We start from the raw sequence: 3,745 nt of genomic DNA, 5'->3' as shown, positions 1-3,745 counted from the left end.
CCTGCCCGCCTGGGCGGAACAGCCACAGGTCGTCCTCCTGGACGCGGCGGCGCAGGTGCTCACCCAAGGGGTCTGCCGCTGGGCCGGCGTCCCCGTCACCGAGGGCGACATCGGGCCCATCTCCCGGGACCTGGTCGCCATGGTCGACGGCTTCGCCACGCCGGGCGCACGCCACTGGCGCGGCCGCTCGGCCCGCCGCCGCCAAGAGGACCGGCTCGCCCGTCTCGTCGACGCCGTACGCAACGGCTCCCACGACGTTCCGGCCGGCTGCGCCGCCAGGGTGGTGGCACAGCACCGGGACGCGGACGGCGAACTCCTGCCCGCGCGGGTGGCGGCCGTCGAGCTGCTGAACATCCTGCGCCCGACGGTCGCGGTCTGCTGGTTCCTCGCCTTCGTCGCCCACGCGCTGCACCGCCGGCCCGAGACCCGTGCACGGCTCGCGCGCGGCGACGAGGCGTACGCCACCGCCTTCGCCCAGGAGATCCGGCGCTTCTACCCCTTCGCGCCGTTCGTCGTCGGCAAGGCCGCAGCCGACCTCACCTACCAGGGCGAGCCCATCGCCGCGGACACCCTCGTGCTGCTCGACCTGTACGGGCACAACCACGACCCGGCCCTGTGGGGCGACCCGTACGCCTTCCGCCCCGAGCGGTTCCTCATCCGCCGCGACGCCACCGATCAGCTCATCCCGCAGGGCGGCGGCGACGTGGCCGCCGGGCACCGCTGCCCCGGCGAAGGCGTCGTCGTCGGCCTCCTGGAATCCCTGTCACAGCGCCTCGCGCGGCTGGAGTACACCGTCCCCGACCAGGACCTCACCATCACGCTCCACCGGATGATCCCCCGCCCCCGCAGCGGCTTCGTCATCGAGGCCGTCCGCACCCCAGCGGCCCTGCCCGACGCCGCTGCCCCCGTCGCCTGAACCGAAGGACCGCCACCATGACCTCCCACCCCGACCGGCGCGAGCCGAAGGCACCGGCCGCCGACAACCCGACACCACTGACCGAGCCCACCGAACCGTCCTGGGAGGAGGAGAACGGTCTCACCCCACCCGACCGGTCCCCTTCGGCAGCACCGCACAACGACGCAGCGTCGGCAGAACCCGGCGAGGACCCGTCCCTGGAGCCGCTGCCATGACCCGCGACCAGTTCACACCCGACAACCCCGCCGAGCAGTACCCGAGGCCGGACTTCCCCGAGCAACAGCAGCCCCATCCCGGGCACGGCCCCGCCATGGACCCGGAACCGGACTACGGCGAGGCGACCTACCGCGGCACCGGCCGGCTGAAGGACCGCATCGCCCTCATCACCGGCGCGGACTCCGGCATCGGCCGGGCCGTCGCGCTCGCCTACGCCCGGGAGGGCGCCGACGTGGCGTTCTGCCACCTCCCCGAGGAGGAGAACGACGCCGGCGAGACGATCCGGCTAATCCGCAGCGCGGGGCGCCGCGCCCTGGCCGTGGCCGGAGACGTGCGCGAGGAGCAGTTCTGCGCGGACCTGGTGACCCGCTGCGTCGACGGACTCGGCGGCCTCGACATCCTCGTCAACAACGCCGCCTACCAGATGTCGCAGCCGGAAGGCCTCGCCGCCATCAGCACCGACCAGTTCGACCGGGTGATGAAGACCAACCTCTACGCGATGTTCTGGCTGTGCCGGGCCGCTCTGCCGCACCTGCGTCCCGGGTCGTCGATCATCAGCACGGCATCCGTCCAGGGCTACAAGCCGAGCCCCCATCTCCTGGACTACGCGACCACCAAAGGCGCCATCATCACCTTCACCCAAGGCCTGGCCCAACAGCTTGCCCCGGACGGCATCCGGGTCAACGCCGTTGCCCCGGGGCCGGTCTGGACGCCCCTCATCCCCGCCACCATGGCCCCCGACAAGGTTGCCGGGTTCGGCAAGCAGTCACCGCTCGGACGACCCGCGCAACCCGCGGAGATGGCACCCGCCTACGTCTTCCTCGCCTCCCAGGAAGCGAGCTACCTCACCGCCGAGATCATGAACGCCACCGGCGGCACCCCGCTGGCCTGAGCAGAACACCGCAGACCTCCACCAAGCTACGTTGAGCGACGGACCCCCAGGACACCAGTCGGGAATGCCGCCCGCCCCAGTAGCGGCCTCGTCCGCGCTGCCGTCCGGCCAGGTGCGGCGACGCCGCCTGAAGCGAGCAGGACCTCGACGTGGGCCCGCGCCCCAGGTGCGTGGCGCTCCGCCGGTCAGCCTTCGACGCCGGCGGAGGTGTGGGTGGCGCCGACCGGCTTGGACTCCGGGGACCTGCGCTGGCGCAGGTAGACCGAGAGGATCCCCATCGAGGCGACGGCCAACAGTTCGGACTGCCAGTCCTGCAGGGTGCGGTTCCAGAAGTCCGCGGACAGCACGTAGTCGAACCAGGTGAATGGCGCTTGACGGTCGCGCAGCCGCTCCGCGTTCAACGCCGAGACGCCGCTGACCGACTGGGCGAACCACGAGCCGACGAAGAACAGCGCCATCACGATGCCGAGGACCGCGAGTACACGGCGCGGCGCGCCCCGCTCGCGCGGGCCCAGGCCGGGGAGTCGGGGGTGGCGTGCGGGTCGCCCTTCTGTTCCCGGTCGGACTCGGTGCCGGCGCGCTCCAGGCTCTTGGACTCCGGAGAGCCGCGCTGAAGCAGCCACACGGTACCGAAGATGTACAGGAAGAACTGCAGGTACTCGGACTGCCAGTTCTCGGTGACGTCGACTGCGAAATCGGAGCCGGTCAGGTAGCCGGCGACGCCGACGGGCTGGAGGTCGGCGGCGACCAGTTGGTTGTTCACCTCGGCGATCCCGGAGGCGGCCTGCCCGACGAGGGTGAGCAGGAACGCGGGGCCGAACACCAGCGTCAGGCTGTTGTCCCGCAGGAACCTCGAGGCCCGGCTCACCGGTGCAGCGCCCCGATCTGGTGAAGTAGGCGAGGCCGCCGACGACGACGGTGATGAGCAGCGTGTGCACGTCAGCTTCCCTTGAGTTCGCAGCTCGGGCCGGCAGCCCGCGGCGGTGATCTTCCAGCCGTCCGGGAATGCGTGATCAACGAGGCGGGACGGCAGGTCCGCCGGACGGAGGAGCGCGCAAGCGGGCCGAGGACAGGGTCGTCCGCGAGGTCGCGCACTACCTCGGCCGACACTTCGGCAGTCTGCCACCCCTCGTACACCAATCCGCGCCCCACCGAGCTCTTCGACCAGGAAATCACCATCGGCCCCGGCCCTCGGCGGACTCGGCATGAACGGGGAGCCGGTCGCAACGTCACGGCAGGATCCTGGAGCGCCGCGCCCTCGGCGCGGCCGGCGGCACGTGCTGTACGCCAACTCGGTGGAGCGTGCGGGTGTCTTCGGCCCGGTTGGTGCGCGGGCGGCCGGGCAGGCGCGATGTATGACCGACACTGCCGAGCAGACACTGCGCAGGCCGCTCGCTCTGGTCACCGGGGCTTCCAGTGGCATCGGATTCGAGCTGGCGAAGCAGTTCGCGGACAACGGCTTCGACCCGCTCGTCACCGCGGAGGATCCGGGGCTGGAAGGTGCGGCCCACAGGCTCGGCGCGACAGGCGGCCACGTTCAGGCCGTACAGGCTGATCTTCGGTCCTTCGCCGGGGTGGAGACGGTGTACGCCGCCGTGAAGGCGGACGGGCGCCCCCTCGCGGCGGCCGCGCTCAACGCCGGGCTGGGCCGCGGCGGCGCGTTCATCGACATCGACCTCGGCGACGAGATCGAGATCATCGACGTCAACATCACCTCCACC

General features: G+C 71.7%; 4 protein-coding genes and 1 pseudogene. 4 read left to right on the top strand and 1 reads right to left on the bottom strand.

The annotated features are described in order from the left end of the window. The 3 genes from AA75_RS10680 to AA75_RS10670 all read left to right on the top strand — a co-directional run. The coding region (locus AA75_RS10680) for a cytochrome P450 (protein ID WP_033819650.1) at positions 1-916 on the top strand (916 nt) is incomplete at its 5' end. Positions 917-933: 17 nt separating this feature from the next. Next, complete coding sequence (locus AA75_RS10675; RefSeq protein ID WP_033819649.1) at positions 934-1,131, top strand: hypothetical protein; 198 nt, start codon at positions 934-936, stop codon at positions 1,129-1,131. Next, the gene (locus tag AA75_RS10670) at positions 1,128-2,024 is read left to right on the top strand and encodes an SDR family oxidoreductase (RefSeq protein WP_033819648.1); all 897 of its coding nucleotides are present in this window, start codon (positions 1,128-1,130) and stop codon (positions 2,022-2,024) included. The genes AA75_RS10675 and AA75_RS10670 overlap by 4 nt, the downstream gene beginning before the upstream one ends. 185 nt (positions 2,025-2,209) lie before the next feature. Here the strand turns inward: AA75_RS10670 and AA75_RS10665 are convergent. After that, a pseudogene (locus AA75_RS10665) lies at positions 2,210-3,231 on the bottom strand (DUF6766 family protein). A gap of 148 nt (positions 3,232-3,379) precedes the next feature. Here AA75_RS10665 and AA75_RS10660 point away from each other — a divergent pair. Next, a partial coding sequence (locus AA75_RS10660) for an SDR family NAD(P)-dependent oxidoreductase (RefSeq protein ID WP_033819647.1) occupies positions 3,380-3,745 on the top strand: 366 nt, incomplete at its 3' end.

The organism is Kitasatospora sp. MBT63 (genome assembly GCF_000710465.2).
In the GTDB taxonomy this organism is placed as follows: Bacteria; Actinomycetota; Actinomycetes; order Streptomycetales; family Streptomycetaceae; genus Kitasatospora.
This window is presented reverse-complemented; position numbering and strand designations above follow the sequence as displayed.